Origin of the sequence: Pseudonocardia sp. 73-21, from assembly GCF_001899645.1 — a bacterium.
In the GTDB taxonomy this organism is placed as follows: Bacteria; Actinomycetota; Actinomycetes; order Mycobacteriales; family Pseudonocardiaceae; genus Pseudonocardia.
In genome coordinates, this window is record NZ_MKVV01000078.1 from 63,025 (window position 1) to 77,194 (window position 14,170).

General features: G+C 70.0%; 16 protein-coding genes. 10 read left to right on the forward strand and 6 right to left on the reverse strand.

Features of this window, described 5'->3' with window-relative positions:
* Window positions 1-5: 5 nt before the first annotated feature.
* The 4 genes from BGP03_RS24475 to BGP03_RS24490 all read right to left on the reverse strand — a co-directional run bounded on the left by BGP03_RS24475 (window position 6) and on the right by BGP03_RS24490 (window position 3,500).
* Window positions 6-1,478 (reverse strand): SCO6880 family protein, encoded by a 1,473-nt coding sequence (locus BGP03_RS24475; RefSeq protein ID WP_296377701.1) that lies wholly within the window; start codon window positions 1,476-1,478, stop codon window positions 6-8.
* Window positions 1,475-2,563, reverse strand: a complete 1,089-nt coding sequence (locus BGP03_RS24480) for a hypothetical protein (RefSeq protein ID WP_296377702.1) — start codon at window positions 2,561-2,563, stop codon at window positions 1,475-1,477. Before BGP03_RS24480 ends, BGP03_RS24475 begins: the two co-directional genes overlap by 4 nt.
* Window positions 2,560-3,042, reverse strand: coding sequence for a hypothetical protein (locus BGP03_RS24485; RefSeq protein WP_299737638.1), 483 nt, complete (start codon window positions 3,040-3,042; stop codon window positions 2,560-2,562). The genes BGP03_RS24480 and BGP03_RS24485 overlap by 4 nt, the downstream gene beginning before the upstream one ends.
* A 143-nt stretch (window positions 3,043-3,185) precedes the next feature.
* Window positions 3,186-3,500 carry a hypothetical protein gene (locus BGP03_RS24490; protein WP_296377704.1) on the reverse strand — a complete coding sequence of 105 codons (315 nt, stop codon included), beginning with the start codon at window positions 3,498-3,500 and terminating at the stop codon, window positions 3,186-3,188.
* Window positions 3,501-4,233: 733 nt separating this feature from the next.
* Between BGP03_RS24490 and BGP03_RS24495 the strand changes: the two genes are divergently transcribed.
* Window positions 4,234-4,524 carry a hypothetical protein gene (locus BGP03_RS24495; protein ID WP_296377705.1) on the forward strand — a complete coding sequence of 97 codons (291 nt, stop codon included), beginning with the start codon at window positions 4,234-4,236 and terminating at the stop codon, window positions 4,522-4,524.
* A 122-nt stretch (window positions 4,525-4,646) separates the two neighbouring features.
* Here BGP03_RS24495 and BGP03_RS24500 read toward each other — a convergent pair whose 3' ends face one another.
* Window positions 4,647-5,117 carry an ArsI/CadI family heavy metal resistance metalloenzyme gene (locus BGP03_RS24500; RefSeq protein ID WP_296377706.1) on the reverse strand — a complete coding sequence of 157 codons (471 nt, stop codon included), beginning with the start codon at window positions 5,115-5,117 and terminating at the stop codon, window positions 4,647-4,649.
* A gap of 76 nt (window positions 5,118-5,193) precedes the next feature.
* On the opposite strand from BGP03_RS24500, the gene BGP03_RS24505 reads away from it, so the two are divergent.
* The 6 genes from BGP03_RS24505 (at window position 5,194) to ligD (ending at window position 9,379) form a co-directional block, all read left to right on the forward strand.
* On the forward strand, window positions 5,194-5,571 hold the full coding sequence (locus BGP03_RS24505) for a metalloregulator ArsR/SmtB family transcription factor (protein ID WP_296377707.1): 378 nt from the start codon (window positions 5,194-5,196) through the stop codon (window positions 5,569-5,571).
* Window positions 5,568-6,662, forward strand: coding sequence for an ACR3 family arsenite efflux transporter (gene arsB, locus BGP03_RS24510; RefSeq protein WP_298799440.1), 1,095 nt, complete (start codon window positions 5,568-5,570; stop codon window positions 6,660-6,662). Before BGP03_RS24505 ends, arsB begins: the two co-directional genes overlap by 4 nt.
* A 54-nt stretch (window positions 6,663-6,716) precedes the next feature.
* Window positions 6,717-7,379, forward strand: coding sequence for an arsenate reductase ArsC (locus BGP03_RS24515; RefSeq protein WP_296377709.1), 663 nt, complete (start codon window positions 6,717-6,719; stop codon window positions 7,377-7,379).
* Between the two features lie 18 nt (window positions 7,380-7,397).
* Entirely contained in the window at window positions 7,398-7,811 is a 414-nt protein-coding gene (locus BGP03_RS24520; protein ID WP_296377710.1) for an arsenate reductase ArsC, read from the forward strand.
* The gene (locus BGP03_RS24525) at window positions 7,808-8,287 is read left to right on the forward strand and encodes a low molecular weight phosphatase family protein (RefSeq protein ID WP_296377711.1); all 480 of its coding nucleotides are present in this window, start codon (window positions 7,808-7,810) and stop codon (window positions 8,285-8,287) included. Before BGP03_RS24520 ends, BGP03_RS24525 begins: the two co-directional genes overlap by 4 nt.
* Before the next feature lie 123 nt (window positions 8,288-8,410).
* A complete protein-coding gene (ligD, locus tag BGP03_RS24530; RefSeq protein ID WP_296377712.1) occupies window positions 8,411-9,379 on the forward strand; it encodes a non-homologous end-joining DNA ligase in 969 nt (322 codons plus the stop codon).
* Here ligD and BGP03_RS24535 read toward each other — a convergent pair.
* Complete coding sequence (locus BGP03_RS24535; protein WP_296377713.1) at window positions 9,376-9,819, reverse strand: hypothetical protein; 444 nt, start codon at window positions 9,817-9,819, stop codon at window positions 9,376-9,378. The two genes, ligD and BGP03_RS24535, sit on opposite strands and share 4 nt — an antisense overlap.
* Before the next feature lie 676 nt (window positions 9,820-10,495).
* Here BGP03_RS24535 and BGP03_RS24540 point away from each other — a divergent pair.
* The 3 genes from BGP03_RS24540 (at window position 10,496) to BGP03_RS24550 (ending at window position 14,134) form a co-directional block, all read left to right on the forward strand.
* Entirely contained in the window at window positions 10,496-12,274 is a 1,779-nt protein-coding gene (locus BGP03_RS24540; protein ID WP_298799441.1) for an IS1634 family transposase, read from the forward strand.
* A gap of 322 nt (window positions 12,275-12,596) precedes the next feature.
* Window positions 12,597-12,794 carry a hypothetical protein gene (locus BGP03_RS24545; RefSeq protein ID WP_296377714.1) on the forward strand — a complete coding sequence of 66 codons (198 nt, stop codon included), beginning with the start codon at window positions 12,597-12,599 and terminating at the stop codon, window positions 12,792-12,794.
* Window positions 12,791-14,134 (forward strand): ParB N-terminal domain-containing protein, encoded by a 1,344-nt coding sequence (locus BGP03_RS24550; protein ID WP_298799442.1) that lies wholly within the window; start codon window positions 12,791-12,793, stop codon window positions 14,132-14,134. The genes BGP03_RS24545 and BGP03_RS24550 overlap by 4 nt, the downstream gene beginning before the upstream one ends.
* Window positions 14,135-14,170: the final 36 nt, after the last annotated feature.

Sequence of the window (14,170 nt, forward strand, 5' to 3'; positions counted from 1 at the left end):
TCCGGTCAGCGTCCGGTGTGATGGCGGGTGAGGTCGCTGGGGTCGGTACCGAGACCGAGGGCCGCGGCGAACGTGGCGGCCTGTGCGCCACGCATCTGCCGCAGCCGCAGCTTCGACTGCCCAGCGCGTTGTTCGACGTCGGCGACGGCGGCGGGCAGGTCGAGGTCGTGGGTGACGGTGGTGGTGACGTAGAGGGTGAACCGGCCGACCCCGGCGCCGGCGGCCTCCTCGCGCGCGGACTGCTGGGCGCGGGTGCGGTCGTCGCGTTCCCGCTGGGTCTCGTCACGACGGGTGCGGGCGGCCCACGCGGAACGGATCTGCCCGGACGTGACCTCGGCTTCGACCTTCGCCGCGGCCTCGTCGGCGGCGTAGGGGTGGTAGAGCCAGGTGATCCGGCGTGGGAACGGGCCGGGGGACAGGAGCGGGGCCAGCACGCCGGCCGCGACCGGTTGCCGGGGTGCGTCGCGCAGCGCCCAGCTGACGGAGAGCCCGCCTTCGTGGCGGTAGCTGTCCCACGACTCGATGGCCGCGACGGGGCCGGCCTCCGCCCAGTCCTGGAGTTCGGCGTGAGCGACGTAGGGACGGGCGGCTGGATCGAAGGCGATCCGGATCCGGCCCGCCAACCAGCCCGCCGTGGCGCGTCCCAGGACGGCGACCCCGCAGCCGGCGAGCCCGGTCTCGATGCCCGTCAGCCAGCGTCCGACCTCGGTGACGGCCGCGAGTAGGTCAGTGGGTCTCGGGGTGGCGCGGTTCGGATCGAACGTGACGGTGACCCGCGTGTCGACCTCGGCCGCGGTGGCCGGAGTGAGTGCGGTGAGCTCGTCGAGGACGGTGCGGGACAGGGGCGGCGCGCCGGGGTCGAGACGCCGGGCGATCACGTCGCGCACGGTCGTCCCGCCCGACGGCGCGGAATCGACGGTGACCGAGATGTGCCGGATCAGCGGCTGGAATCCCAGGTCCGCGAGCAGACCACCCCAGGACGCGACCCACTGGTCGGTCTGGTCGAGGTCGGCGAGATCGAGTCCGATGGGGGAGCAGCGCAGGACCGCCGACAGGGTGCCGGTGCGCCTGTTCCACATCAACGCCTGCCGCGCGCCGCGACCGTCGTCGACGTCGAGCGGAGCCAGCGGGGCCAGGACACCGGGGAGATCGGTGGCCCGCGGGTGTTCGGTGAGCACTCCGCCCGACAGCTCGGTCCACCCGGCCTGCTTGGCCCGGTGGAAGCGCACACGGCGAGTGAGCACGTCGGACGCCGTGGACCCGCCGATGCGGACGACCACTGCTGCGATCGCGATCGCAGCGACGGCGGCGAGCGGAAGTGCCGCAACCGGCGCGATCGACACGGCCAGTAGCGGGACCAGGAGCGAGACGAACACCGTGACCGTTGCCGACGTCGACAGCGCACCGATGCCCCATCCGCGCTCCGCCCGCCAGTTGCCGTAGAGCCGGACCTCGTCCTGGGGCTCGGCCGCGCTCATGATGCGTTCTCATTCCCGGGCGGACGCGTCATGCGTTGCGCTGCACCACCCACGATCGCCCCGCCGGCGACGACGGCCGCCCCCACCGGTCCGGCCTTCGCCGCTGTCGCGGTGCCCGCACCCTGCGGCGCCGCATGTGTCGCCACCGATCCGGGTCCGGAGGACTGGGTGTGCCCGGCCCGGCCGACCGCACCGGAACGTCCGTAGCTCTGGCTCATCGCCGCAGCGCCGGCTGCGTTGATCACGCCGGATCCACCACCACCGCCACCGATCTGGGTGCCGCTCCAGGAGAAGAACTTCAGCATCACCGGCATCGCGACCACGGCGAGGGTGAGCACCATGAGCCCGGTGACCATGGTCGAGATCCCGCCGGGGTCGTTCGAGCTCGGCGAGGAGAGGTAGGTGAAGCCGATGTAGTAGATGAGCGCGGCCATCGGCTTGTAGGCCACGATGGCGATCAGCCAGGCCATCAGTTTGTCCAGCCACCCCCGTGTGGAGCGGTTCAGCGATCCCGACGCCGCGAGCGGCAGCACCGCTGCGAGGACGAGCAGGCCGGCCTGGCGAACGGCCATGAGGACCCACTGCACGAGGGCGAGCACCGCGGTGAGGATCGAGAGCAGCAGGACGACGAAGGCGTTGTCGGGATGATGGAGCAGGAGATCCTTCATCAGGAGGGCGAAGTTGTCGGCGGCGCCGTCGAGCAGACCCGAGGCGATCGCGTCGCCGGCCTTGAGTGCTGACTGCAGCACCGTCAGCCCGACGGCGGACACCAGCGCGAACCGGACGAGCCCGGTCGCCACCATGACGAGCGGTTCGGCCTTGCGCGACAGGACCAGCCGGATGGCCTGCACCAGCACCGATGCCACGAGGATCAGCGCGGTCAGGCCGTGCGTGGCCCCCTGGGCGACGAGCACGGCGGAGTCGGTGGGGTCGACGCTGTCGGTGCGGATCCACCATGCCGACGCGTTCACCACGAAGTCAGCCGCGCCCTGAGCCGCGGAGTCCACGATCTCGTCGAAGGCGGACCCGATCGCCTCCCCGCCCTGGCAGGCGAGATCGAACGTGCCGCACGCCGCTGTCTTCATGGTGTCCTCGCCAGCAGGATGTAGCGACTCATGTCGGTCTGCAGCGACGGTGTCCCGAGCGGGACTCGCAGCCGCCAGTCGCCGTCGGACCAGCGGAGCGTGGTGTCGATGCGGGCCAGCCCTCCGCGATCTCGGGCCTGCTGGGTGTCGGCGAGCATTGATACGACGACGTGGTCGCCGGCCGGGTCACCGGAGATGATGCGATAGAGCAACGCGCGTGGCGTCGTGGATCCGTCGTCGGGGTGATCGGGCGCGGGTAACGCTGTTCGGAGGCGACGCAGGTTGTCGCCGATATCGCCCCAGCACTGCTCGACGAGGGTGTCGGCGGCGACGGTGGCATCGGTACCTGCGACCCTCGGCGCCAGGTTGGTCGCCGCGATCGCCGCTCCGAGCTCGTCATGGCTGAATCCCCATGCGCGGCCGTCTTCGGTGAACCGGGGACCGTGCTGCGGAGAGCTCCCGGCCACGCCGCCGGGCACCGGTACGAGCTCGACCGTCGGCGGCGGGGCCGGGGCTGGCGCCGAGTCTGCACTGACGAGGTACCCGACCAGGAAGATCAGCGCCAGCAGGACGGTCAGGATGGCGGCGATGAGGAGGCTGCGTCGCCACGCGGTTCGGCGCCTCACAGCGAGAACGCTCCGACCAGCATCCCCGCCGCCGAGGCCAGCGCGAGCCCACCTAGGATCCAAGCCGAGCCGATCATGCCCTCGTAGGCTGTCGCGGACCGCTGGCGCCGCCCCATGATGATCATGGACGAGCAGATCATCATTCCGATCATCCCGGCGACGATGACGCCCCATTTGAGCCAGCCGATGATCTGGGTCGCAAGTGCGTCGAGGCCGGGAGGGGCAGTCGGACTCGGGTCGGGAGGGCCGGCGGCGAGCAGCGTGGCGATGACTGAGATCATCGGATCATGTCCCTTCCCGTCGTAGGGCATGGCCTTCGATGAGCTGCGGGCCGCGCTGCGCGGGTCGGCGCCGCCATGGCAGGTCTGGCGCGCTGCGCGATCGCGTCATCGAGTGCGCGCACGGCTACGGCGTAGCGTCGAAGCGGTCGAGAGACCTCTTCCTGCAGGCGACCGGTCAGGGTGGCGACCTCCCCGAGAGGGGCAGAGATTCTGCTCCAGCGCCGGACGTAGGGCAGGACGACCACGCCCGCGGTGTGGGGTTCGAGCAGGCGCAGCCGCGCGGACACCGGTCGAGACGGCCCGGAGGAGTCCGCGGCGGTCACGGCGACCACAGGCCTCGGCCGTCCGCCCGCGGTGATCAGCCGGGCGGCACGCGCTGCCCTGATCAGGGAGTCGCCGGTGGCGCGGCAGGTCAGGACGTCGACCGGACGGCCGGTGAAGACGCCGCCGTCGGTGGCTCCTAGTGCGACCGCGACCGTGCTCGTGGCCACCCCGCCGGCGACCCCCGCGACGATCGGTCGTCGGCGGTCGTCGGGTGTTCGGATGGTGCTGGTTCCGGTGGACATTCCGCTCCTCGCGTCGTGGACGTGATGTCCGGACGGTCGGGAGCGGGGTGGTCGACCACGTGGTCGACGGCGGACGGAGGCGTTGTGGATCCGTGGTCACCGGCGAGTTGTCCCCATCGGCAGGTTGACCACGTTGCAGACGGCGCCTCCCGACGACGATGGCCGGGTAGACGTCGACGTCCGAAGGAGCGATGGTCATGATCGTCTGGGAGGTTCAGGACAGCGCCGGTCGGCGTGTGGCGGACGGGCTCGCCCGCGACGCCGCCGAGGGCTGGGAACGGGCGGGGGCGGCAGTGGTAAAGGCCGCCGGAGCCCCTGCGTCGGTGCAGGGGCTGGTGCTCTGTGTCGGTGCGCAGCGGGCGCGGGTGTACGCGGGAACGGGCCCGTCGGGGCCGGATGCAATCTCGTTCGGTGCCGTCGTCGACGACCTCATCCGCGCCGTCGGCGGCCGGCCGGCGACCGATCAGCGTCGCCGGGCGGCTCCGTAGACCCGAGGCGCAGCGCCTCCGCCGCGACGAGTACTGGTCGCTCAAACGGCGAGTTGGGCCGGTCGTGGCTGTATGTCAGATGACCAGCCGATCACGAGCGGAGGCGGCCTTGATCGCCCTGATCAGCAGCAGGACGCGATGGGAGCCCCCGAAGCGCTGGTCGGAGTCCCGCACTCACAGGAGTCCGTCTCAGTGAGGCCGGCCGGGCGGATGCTGGTCGCGTCCGGCGCGTCGGCCTTCACCGTGTAGACCTCCCACGGCTCCGCTCCAGGCCCGTGCACCCACACCTTGTCCTGCACCGCGTAGCAGCAGGTGGTGTCGTTCTCCTCCTGCGTGAACAGGCCCAGCGACGACAGGCGGGCCGTGGCCTCGTTGACCTCGGCGGTGCTCCCAACCTCCACACCCAGGTGGTCCAGCACCGTCGGCTGGTCGGCCTCGCCCTCGATCAGCACCAACTTCAACGGCGGCTCCACAACCGCGAAGTTCGCGTAGCCAGGCCGGCGCTTCGCCGGCTCCACCCCGAACAGCGACGAGTAGAACGCGATCGACGCTTCCAGATCCGACACCCGCAGGGCCAGCTGAACACGAGACATGACCATCACTCCCTCTTGCTTCGACATCGGTCAACATGACCTTGCGCCTTGGATCGACGTCTGTCAAGGTAGAGGCATGTCGAATCAGGAGCAGGTGCTGGCCGGGTTGGCCGAGCAGGTGGATTGCTGCTCGCCGTTGGCGCGGGAGCCGTTGTCGCCCGCCCAGGCCGTTGAGCTGGCGAAGGTGTTCAAGGCGCTGGGTGACCCGGTGCGCCTGCGGTTGGCGTCGCTGATCGCGTCGCACGAGGGCGGGGAGGCGTGCGTCTGCGACCTGACCGACGCGTTCGATCTCAGCGGCCCGACGATCTCCCACCACCTCAAGGTGCTGCGCGAGGCCGGCCTGATCACTGGCGAGCGCCGGGGCACGTGGGTGTACTACCGGATCCAGCCCGACGCCCTGCGTCGGCTGTCCGCGGTGCTCGTGCTCGACGACGCCTCGGCGGTGTCGGTGTGAGCACGGAGAACCTGACCCCGGGCGCTCCGTCGCAGGGCGAGGCCGGAGTCGTGGCGAAGCTGTCCACCCTAGATCGCTTCCTGCCGGTGTGGATCATCGCCGCGATGGTCGTCGGACTGGTCGGGGGCCGGCTGATCCCCGGCCTCGGTGCGGCGCTCGGCGCGGTGGCCGTCGACGGGGTCTCGCTCCCGATCGCGCTCGGCCTGCTGGTGATGATGTACCCGGTGCTGGCCAAGGTCCGCTACGACCGCCTCGACACCGTCAGCGGCGACAAGCGACTGCTCGTCTCGTCGCTGGTCCTGAACTGGGTGCTGGGCCCGGCGCTGATGTTCGCCCTGGCCTGGCTGCTGCTGCCGGACCTGCCCGAGTACCGCACCGGGCTGATCATCGTCGGCCTGGCCCGCTGCATCGCCATGGTCATCATCTGGAACGACCTGGCCTGCGGGGACCGCGAGGCCGCCGCGGTGCTGGTGGCCGTGAACTCGGTGTTCCAGGTGATCGCGTTCGCGGCCCTGGGCTGGTTCTACCTCGACGTCCTGCCCGGCTGGCTCGGGCTGCCCCAGTCCGACCTCAATGTCTCGCCGTGGCAGATCGCCGTCTCGGTGCTGATCTTCCTGGGCGTTCCGCTCGTCGCGGGTTTCTTGACCCGCCGCTACGGGGAGAAGGCGAAGGGTCGCGAGTGGTACGAGGAGAAGTTCCTCCCGGTCATCGGCCCGTTCGCCCTCTACGGGCTGCTGTTCACGATCGTCGTGCTGTTCGCGCTGCAGGGCGACGCGATCACCTCGAACCCGCTCGACGTCGCGCGGATCGCGGTGCCGCTGCTGGTCTACTTCGCGATCATGTGGGCCGGTTCCTACGCGTTCGGCAAGGCCATCGGTCTCTCGTACGAGCGCACCACGACATTGGCGTTCACCGCGGCGGGCAACAATTTCGAACTCGCCATCGCCGTCGCGATCGCCACCTTCGGCGTCACCTCCGGGCAAGCACTAGCCGGGGTGGTCGGTCCGCTGATCGAGGTGCCCGTCCTGGTCGCCCTGGTCTACGTGTCCCTGGCCCTGCGACGCCGATGGACCGCCCGCACCACCCGCTGACCCCGCTCACCCACCCGTCACGCCCCGATCGTCCTTCGAGGAAGAAGGCCCGCCATGACCAGCACGTGGCACCGCGACACCCTGTCCATCGACCAAAACCTCGCACTGAAGACCGCAGCCGGGCACCTGGCCCGCGAGTTCGACGGCACCTTCGGCGCCGAGACCATCGAACGATTCCTGCACTCCTCCTACGACGAGTTCGCCGGCCGCGCGGTCGTCCTCAACTACCTGCCCCTGCTCGCCGAGAAGTTCGCCCGCCAACGCCTCCGGGCGCTGGCCAAGGTCGAGGGCAAGGGCCTGATCGGGACCCCGGTCGTGCTGTTCCTGTGCACCCACAACGCCGGCCGCTCCCAGATGGCACTCGGGTTCTTCCAACACCTGGCCGGCGACCGCGCCGTCGCGTGGTCCGGCGGGTCCGAGCCCGGCGAAAAGATCAACGCCTCGGCCGTCGCGGCGATGGCCGAACGGGGCATCGACATCACCGCCGAATACCCGAAGCCCTGGACCGACGAGGTCGTCCGCGCCGCCGACGTCGTGATCACCATGGGCTGCGACGACGCCTGCCCGGTCTTCCCCGGCAAACGCTACGAAGAATGGGTCCTCGACGACCCCGACGGACTCACCGTCGACGACGTCCGCCCCATCCGCGACACCATCGAACGCCGGGTCCGCGCACTGATCGACGAACTCGTCCCCGCCACACCCACCTCCACCTGAACCAGGAGAACCTCCCCGATGACCACGACCCCCGAGGTCCTGTTCGTCTGCGTCCACAACGCCGGCCGATCCCAGATGGCCGCCGCACTCCTGCACCACCACGCCGCCGGAACGGTCCGGGTCACCTCCGCCGGGTCCGAACCCGCCGACCAGGTCAACCCCGCCGTCCGCGAGGTCATGGCCGAGATCGGCATCGACCTGGCCCACGAGTTCCCGAAGAAGCTCACCACCGACGCGGTCGAGGCCGCCGACGTCGTGATCACCATGGGCTGCGGTGACGCCTGCCCGATCTTCCCCGGCAAGCGCTACCTCGACTGGCAGCTCACCGACCCCGCCGGGAAGACCGCCGAGCAGATCCGGCCGATCCGCGACGACATCGACACCCGCGTCCGAGGGCTGCTGGCCGAGCTCACCGGCGCGGTCAGCCGATGACACCGTCGGTGCTGTTCGTCTGCGTCCGCAACGGCGGCAAGTCCCAGATGGCCGCCGGCCTCATGCACCACGCCGCCCCCGAGGTCGAGGTCCACTCCGCCGGAACCGACCCCGGTGCCGCACTGAACGAGCTGTCGGTCGAGGCGCTCGGCGAGGTCGGCATCGACATCAGTCGCGAGACCCCGAAACCAGTCGACCCGCAGCTGCTCGACACAGTCGACCTGGTCATCACGCTCGGCCGCGACGCCAAGGTCGACGTCCCCGACGGCGTCGAGCTGCGCAACTGGGACACCGACGAACCCTCCGAACGCGGTATCGGCGGCATCGAACGCATACGGCTGGTCCGCGACGACATCGCCGCTCACGTCACGGCGCTGGCCCGCGAATTGGCCGCCGACCACATTCATGATCCAGATGGTGGCGAGCGTGCAGGAAGCGGAGCTGGCCGACGACTGCCGCATGCCCCTACTGGCTGATCTCGTAGACATCACACGATCAACGTTCGACACCACAAGGGTTGACATCCTGATTGGGATTCCCCACCCCAGCGGCCGCGCAGTGACCTCCTGTTGACGCGTTCGTGCGAGGAGAATGGCCAGATGGAAACCCTGATGCCTGGCTCGGTGCGGCCGATGCTTGCCGTCGGCGGCTCGCCGCCGGTGGGGGAGGGGTGGGCGGTGGAGTTCAAGTGGGACGGGGTGCGGGCGATCGTGGCCGCGGCGGGGGACCGGGTGCGGATCACCAGCCGTAACGGCAACGACGTGTCCGGCGGCTATCCCGAGATCGTCGCCGCCGGGCTGGGCGAGGGTCGGTCGGTGGTGCTCGACGGCGAGCTCGTCGCCCTCGACGCCGCGGGGCGTCCGGACTTCGGGCTGCTGCAGCAGCGGATGCACGTGCGCGCCCCGGGTCCGGAGCTGCGCGCGGTGGCGGTGTCGTTCTCCGTCTTCGACGTTCTGGAGCTCGACGGCCGCTCGCTGCTGCGGGAGACCTACGACGTGCGCCGCGAGGTGCTGCGTGGACTCGGTCTGGACGGCCTGGCGGGGGTGTCGGTGCCGCCGTCGTTCACCGATCTCCCGGCCGTGCAGTTGCTGGAGGTGGCGCGGGAGCACCGGCTGGAGGGGGTGGTGGCGAAGCGCCGGGCGTCGCGCTACGAGCCGGGGCGGCGGTCGCCGTCGTGGACGAAGACCGCGCTGATCTCCACGCAGGAGGTCGTGATCGGCGGCTGGACGGTGGGGGCGGGCCGCCGTGCGGGCACGCTGGGTGCTTTGCTGCTGGGGGCCCGCGACGTGGCCGGTCGGTTGCGGTATCTGGGCAACGTGGGTACCGGGTTCACCGAGGCTGCGCTGCGGGATCTTCTGGTGCGGCTCGGTCCGCTGCACACGTCGCGGAGCCCGTTCGACGACGAGGTGCCGCGGGAGCTCACGCGCGGCGTGACGTGGGTGGCTCCGCAGCTGGTAGGCGAGGTCGTCTACCGCACCCTCACCGGCGACCAGCGGCTGCGCCACGCCGCGTGGCGTGGGCTGCGGCCCGACCGCGACCCGGACGAGGTCGTGATCGAACTGCCCTAGGGCGACGGTGGTACGGACTCCGTCGCTGTGAGGACCTCCTCAGCCATGCTGACCGCGGCACGTCGCACCTCGATCGGGAGTGCGCGCTTGTTGTTGAGCTCGATGACCACGGCGTAGAGGGTGCGGGCGATGGTGTTGCTCAGCTCGGACGGAATGCCGGTCAGCTGGCCAACGTGCTGGGCAGCGGAGCGCAGAAGAGCAATCTGCTCCTCTTCGAGGCTGACGAAGAACTGCCCGTCGCTGATCACCATGTAGTGGCTGGCCCGCTCCCCGCCGGGGTCAAGCACGCTGCGTACGTCGAGCACGTTGTGGGCGAGGAGCTCATCGGCGTGAACGTCGTGCTGGCGCAGAACGACGCGAACGTCGCCGGAGTCGACGACGAGGTCGTCAGCCAGGTGCTCCACCGTGATCTCGACATTGGACGGCATGACGATCCCCACTCGTGCGCGTTCGTTGCGGCACCGCGGGGGAGCACGGCAGAACGTGAGGCTACGGCAACACGGTACGAGCAGGTCCTGAATGTGGTTGAGCCGAACGTCACCACGGGCCGCGGCTTCGGAAGAGTGCATGCGGACCTCGGCTGGTCGCGCAGCGGCCGACGACTGAGAGCAGACACGGTTCACTGCACCGGGTGCACGGACGGCGCTCGGCGATCGTGTCTGCGTCCACGCCGGGATCGCCTCACGGCTTGCTCGGGAGCATTCGGCCCTCTGGGGGACCGGACCACGGCGTCGCGCTCTGCAGCGGCTGCGAGCAGATTCCAGATTGCGGAACGGCAGTGACACGGACCCACCGATCTGGCCCGAACAGTCACAGCTATCTGCTGAGGTTGTAGTCGGTCTGGCGTGGCCAGCACGTCAGACCGTTCCTGTATCGCACAGTTGTGGTGCGATCTGCGGTCATCGCTCAAGGCCGCGAGGCCAGGCGTCTTGATGGACGCCTTCGGCCCGCGTTCCGCAGCTGATGGGCGGATCTGGACACACGCCGCGGTATTCTCCCAGGTCAGCGAGCGGGAGCAGGTCCGGAAGCGGCGAAAATACTGGACACACGTTCGATCGGTGTTCGAACTGTTGAGCTGCTGGAACTCATGTAACGTCTGGACACGTGCACGTACGAGTGTCGACACGGCGAAACAAGGACGGCACCGCGGTGCGGTACCTGCAGCTGACCCACAACGAGTGGGACCCGACCACGAAGACCTCGCGGCCCAAGGTGCTGCACAGCTTCGGCCGGGAGGACCAACTCGACCGCGACGCGATCAAGCGCCTGGTCGCGTCGCTGACGAGGCTGCTCGACCCGGCCACCGCTCTGACCGGCTCGCAGGCGCCCGGGGCGGCGGGGCTGGCGTTCACCTCCTCGCGCCCGGTCGGCGGCACCCTGGTCCTCGACGCGTTGTGGCGCCGCCTCGGGATCGACACCGTCATGACCCGGCTGCTCACCGGGCGCAAGCGCGACCCGCGCACCGAGCGGGTGCTGTTCGCGCTGGTGGCGAACCGGGCGCTGGCGCCGGGTTCGAAGCTGGCCGCCGCGGGCTGGGTGAACCGCCGCGCGCACATCGACGGCCTGGCCGAGACCTCCGACGACGCCTGCTACCGGGCGATGGACTGGCTCCTCGACATCGCCCCCGATCTGGAACGGGAGGTGTTCTGGCAGGTCGCGACCCTGCTCGATCACGAGGTCGACCTGCTGTTCTTCGACACCACCTCCACCTACTTCCAGACCGACGAGCCCGACGACCCGCTCGCCCGTGACGTCCGCGGGCGCCCGGTCCCCGACCAGGACCCCGGCGACGGCGACGGCAACGGCGACGGCGACGGCGACGGCGACGGCGACGGCGACGGCGACGGCGACGGCGGCGGCGAGGACACCGGCGGCGGGGTGGGGTTCCGGACTTACGGCAAGTCGAAGGACTCCCGTGACGACCTGCCCCAGGTCGTGATCGGCATGGCCGTCACCCGCGCCGGGATCCCGGTGCGGGTGTGGTGCTGGCCGGGCAACACCACCGACTCGGCGCTGATCCGCCAGGCCCGCGAGGACATGCGGGACTGGACCCTGGCGAGGGTGATGTGGGTCGCGGACCGCGGGTTCTCCTCGACGCAGAACCGCAGGGAGCTGCGCCGCGGCGGCGGGCACTACATCATCGGAGAGAAGCTCCGCTCCGGTTCCGCGGAGGCCACCGCGGCGCTGTCCCGCCAGGGCCGCTACAGCCATGTCCGGGACAACCTGCAGGTCAAAGAGGTCAAGATCGCCGCTGATGAGCGGTTCGTGATCTGCTTCAACCCTGAGCAGGCCGAACGGGACGCCGCGCTGCGCGAGGTCATGGTCGGCAAGCTCACCGCGCTCATCGCCGACACCGACCGGCTCACGGTGACCAAGCGGGCCGAGCTGCGCGGGCGCATCTCGACCATGCCCGGGCTCAACCGGTTCCTGCGCGTCACCCCGAAGGGCCTGCTCCGCGTCGACCGCAAGAAGATCGCCGGCGAGGTGAACCTGGACGGGAAGTACCTGCTGCGCTGCTCGGACCCGCACCTGTCCGCGGAGGACATCGCGCTGGGCTACAAGCAGCTGTTGCAGGTCGAACGCGGCTGGCGCGACATGAAGACCACCCTGGAACTGCGCCCGGTCTATCACCGCCTCGAAGAACGCATCCGTGCCCACGTCATCCTCTGCTGGCTCGCGCTGCTCCTGGTCCGCATCGTCGAGACCACCACCGGTGCTACCTGGAACCGCGTCCGCGAGGACCTCCAAGACCTGCACGTCGGCACCTTCACCGGCCCCGCCGGCACGTTCCGCCAACGCACCGAGCTGACCACCGCCCAGCGCGACATCCTCGCCAAGCTCGACATCAACGCACCCAAGAAGATCATCGAACTCGGGCCCGCCACAACGCTCTGACCAGCACGAACCTCACCGCCTGGACACACGCCCGTCCGGGCGGCCTTCGGCGTTCTCGCAGGTCAACCCCCAGATTCCGTGTCCAGCACCGACATCAGCTGCGGAACCCGGGTTCGGCGCTTCTTTCCCTTGGCCGAGCTTCACTACGTCGTCCCCCCACACAAAATCTGCGCTGCAAGAACTTTTCGGCCCTTCGGGTTCGCTACGCCCGAAAACTTCTTCCGACTCCGATTTGGTGCGGGGCCCCTACGACGTAGTGCGGGCGCTCCCAGGGCGATGCGGCGAGCCGATCGCCCCGCCTGACCGGCCAAGGGAGAAACCGATGAACGACCTCGTGACCATCTACTGCCCGGAGTGCGGCGAACCCGCGTGCGACACCCCGCCGACCGGATGGATCCTGCCCGGCCCGACGCCCGGCTACTCGCACGTCTCCGACGGCACCGCGCTGTGCCCCGTGATGACCGGGCGCGGCTACAGTCCCGCGGACCCGATCGAGCACCAGGCTCGGAGGACGGTGTGAGCGCGCAGTTGACCGTCCACCCTGGGGTCCTGAGCCTGGGCCCGAACGTGCGGACCGATACCAAGCTCGACACCGGGTTCGTCTCCAGCATCCGCGAGCGCGGAGTGTTGGAGCCGATCGTGTGCTACCCGGGCGAGGACGGGCTAGTGATCCAGTTCGGGCAGCGCCGCTGCCTGGCCGCGCTGCAGGCCGGCCGCGACACCGTCCCGGTGTTCGTCGTCACCGCGCCGAATGATGTGGACCGGGTGACCGATCAGATCATCGAGAACGACCAGCGCGCCGACCTCAGCACCACCGAACGGGTCAAGGGCTGGGAGCAGCTCGCCGCGTTCGGCCTGTCTGCGGCGGCGATCGCGAAGCGCACCGGCGCGAAGAAGACGTACGTCGCGACCGGGCTACGGATTGCCGCCTCGGAGCTGGCGGCGAAGGCGGGGGAGCGGTGGGAGTTCCTGACTCTCGACCAGGTCAGCGCCATCGCGGAGTTCGAGACCGACCCCGACGCGGTAAAGGCGATCGTGGCCTCGGCGAAGTCCGGCCGGTTCGACCACACCCTGCAACGACTGCGCGACAACCGCGCCGAGGCCGACGCCCAGGCCGTGGTCCGGGCCCAGCTCACGGACGCAGGTGTCGTGGTCATCGAACGTGACGAGGTGGTGTGGCCCATGGTCCGCCTTGACAACCACGACATCGACTACGCCGACCACGCCGTCTGTCCTGGGCACGCCGCCTACGTCGGGTACGCCTGGAACGACGGCTCACAGTTACCGGCGCCGGTCTACGTCTGCCGTGACGGTGTCGCGCACGGGCACGTCGACGCCGCGGCAGGAGGCCCCGCGGGTGAGGGCAGGAAGCCGATGAGTGAGCAGGAGAAGGCCGAGCGGAAGGTGACGATCGAGCGGAACAGGGAGTGGCGCTCGGCGACCATCGTCCGCCGGGACTGGCTGCGCACCTTCGTCGCGCGCAAAGCCGCGCCGGCCGGGGCGGAGCAGTTCGTCGCCACCTGCTTGCTACGCACCGACCACACCGTCCGGCAGGCGCTGGAGGCCGGGTGGCCGCTCCTACGGGAGCTGGTCGGCCACACCCCGACCGCGGGTGACATGTACTCGGTGGGGCGCCAGCAACTCGACGAGCTCGTCGAGCAGGTGGCCACGGCGTCGGCGAAGCGCGCGACGTTGCTGACAGCGGCGGCGTTGTTGTGCGCGTGGGAGGCCAAGACCGACACCCACACCTGGCGCCAGCGCTCGGAGCAGACTCGGCGCTACCTGACGCAGATGCAGTCCTGGGGCTACGCCCTGTCGGAGATCGAGACCCACGCCTGCGCCGATGACGGGGAGGATTGATCGAGCCTGTCGCGTAACTCGGCGCGCCACCCCAGA

Bases quoted from the DNA above. Each gene is read 5' to 3' on its own strand.
- BGP03_RS24475 (WP_296377701.1), bottom strand. From the start codon at position 1,478: ATGAGCGCGGCCGAGCCCCAGGACGAGGTCCGGCTCTACGGCAACTGG.
- BGP03_RS24480 (WP_296377702.1), bottom strand. From the start codon at position 2,563: ATGAAGACAGCGGCGTGCGGCACGTTCGATCTCGCCTGCCAGGGCGGG.
- BGP03_RS24490 (WP_296377704.1), bottom strand. From the start codon at position 3,500: ATGCCCTACGACGGGAAGGGACATGATCCGATGATCTCAGTCATCGCC.
- BGP03_RS24495 (WP_296377705.1), top strand. From the start codon at position 4,234: ATGATCGTCTGGGAGGTTCAGGACAGCGCCGGTCGGCGTGTGGCGGAC.
- BGP03_RS24500 (WP_296377706.1), bottom strand. From the start codon at position 5,117: ATGTCTCGTGTTCAGCTGGCCCTGCGGGTGTCGGATCTGGAAGCGTCG.
- BGP03_RS24505 (WP_296377707.1), top strand. From the start codon at position 5,194: ATGTCGAATCAGGAGCAGGTGCTGGCCGGGTTGGCCGAGCAGGTGGAT.
- BGP03_RS24515 (WP_296377709.1), top strand. From the start codon at position 6,717: ATGACCAGCACGTGGCACCGCGACACCCTGTCCATCGACCAAAACCTC.
- BGP03_RS24520 (WP_296377710.1), top strand. From the start codon at position 7,398: ATGACCACGACCCCCGAGGTCCTGTTCGTCTGCGTCCACAACGCCGGC.
- BGP03_RS24525 (WP_296377711.1), top strand. From the start codon at position 7,808: ATGACACCGTCGGTGCTGTTCGTCTGCGTCCGCAACGGCGGCAAGTCC.
- ligD (WP_296377712.1), top strand. From the start codon at position 8,411: ATGGAAACCCTGATGCCTGGCTCGGTGCGGCCGATGCTTGCCGTCGGC.
- BGP03_RS24545 (WP_296377714.1), top strand. From the start codon at position 12,597: ATGAACGACCTCGTGACCATCTACTGCCCGGAGTGCGGCGAACCCGCG.